A 1174-nucleotide genomic window follows, 5' to 3' on the forward strand; every position below is an offset into this window, starting at 1 on the left:
TGAACAATTTTAGCAGGTTCAAATCTTTATTTCGGTCGGCGCAATTTTTGGTAACGGTCCCGGTTATCGCAAGTTGCGGGAGTAAGGATGCGGATTTGTCGGCTTAGTTGTTTCCATAATTGGTCTCTAAAATAACCATTTTCAGCAAACTACCCGTTATTTGCGATGAACCGATGTTGGCATTAGTACTTAGTCCACAAATGTTTCTTTAAGCACCTCTTTACACTTTTTGATTTCTGAGTTGGATAATGATTCAAAGATTTTTACAATTCTTTGTTTGTCAATTGTTCTAATCTGGTCAATCGCGATCATTCCTTTTTTTCCATTTGATTTTACCGGAATTCTTGTCGGATATTTTTTCGTATTTGTTGTCATTGGAGCAACAACTATTGTTCTCAAGTATTTATTCATCTCATTTGGAGAAATGATTACACAAGGTCTTGTTTTTTTTATTTCACTTCCAACAGTCGGATCTAGATTAACTAGAACTATATCGTATTGATTTAAATCCATTCATCGAAGTTTTCATCATCAAACACATCATTCATCAGAAGTTGATCATCTTCATTTTTAGCCATTTTCTTAAATTTCTCTTCCCAATTTTTTCTGGGCGAATCAATTGGTCGGAGTATAATTTGACCTTTTTCTAAAATGAGTTCTACTTTATCTTTTATGTGATATTTTTCAATAATCGTTTTGCTTAAACGAAGTCCTTTTGAATTTCCAATCTGTATAATTGAAGTTTCCATAACTTTTATTTTTGTAAATACAAAGTTATTACTTTAAATCAGATTTCAAAATTAAATTTTCTCTGTTTAAGTATTAATGCCAACGGCCGCGGTTAATGCAAGTTGCGAATGGGGACTTGGATTTGTCAGCTAAGCCTGATGTTTATTAAAATCTAAAATAAAACTTTTTACTGATTCAGCGCAATTTGATTTAACCGCTGTTACCTACTGGAGTGCGAAAAAAGCGCTTTATTAAAATTTGCCATTATTAATCGTGAATATTTTTCAGCGCCAGGGAAAAATTATTCATTTGAAAACCATTAAAACACGAACTGAAAAAATGCACTTCCCGTTGAGTTAATTCCAGTTTTGTAACACAGAATCTTTATAATTATCAGAAAAAAATGGTAATGAGAATTTTAAAAATTTCAGCGCACTCTTGTTGG

Annotated in this window: 2 protein-coding genes; both read right to left on the bottom strand. The window is 32.3% G+C overall.

Annotated features, from left to right (window positions below; genetic code table 11):
• Positions 1-189 precede the first annotated feature (189 nt).
• Positions 190-513, bottom strand: coding sequence for a type II toxin-antitoxin system PemK/MazF family toxin (locus RM553_RS19410; protein WP_031428532.1), 324 nt, complete (start codon positions 511-513; stop codon positions 190-192).
• Complete coding sequence (locus tag RM553_RS19415; protein ID WP_311536621.1) at positions 504-749, bottom strand: AbrB/MazE/SpoVT family DNA-binding domain-containing protein; 246 nt, start codon at positions 747-749, stop codon at positions 504-506. Before RM553_RS19415 ends, RM553_RS19410 begins: the two co-directional genes overlap by 10 nt.
• Positions 750-1174: the final 425 nt, after the last annotated feature.

This window comes from Autumnicola tepida, from assembly GCF_031846485.1.
Classification (GTDB): domain Bacteria; phylum Bacteroidota; class Bacteroidia; order Flavobacteriales; family Flavobacteriaceae; genus Autumnicola; species Autumnicola tepida.

What these genes read in the sequence shown, in the direction of transcription:
- RM553_RS19410 (WP_031428532.1), bottom strand. Translation starts at nt 513, where the DNA reads ATGGATTTAAATCAATACGATATAGTTCTAGTTAATCTAGATCCGACT.
- RM553_RS19415 (WP_311536621.1), bottom strand. Translation starts at nt 749, where the DNA reads ATGGAAACTTCAATTATACAGATTGGAAATTCAAAAGGACTTCGTTTA.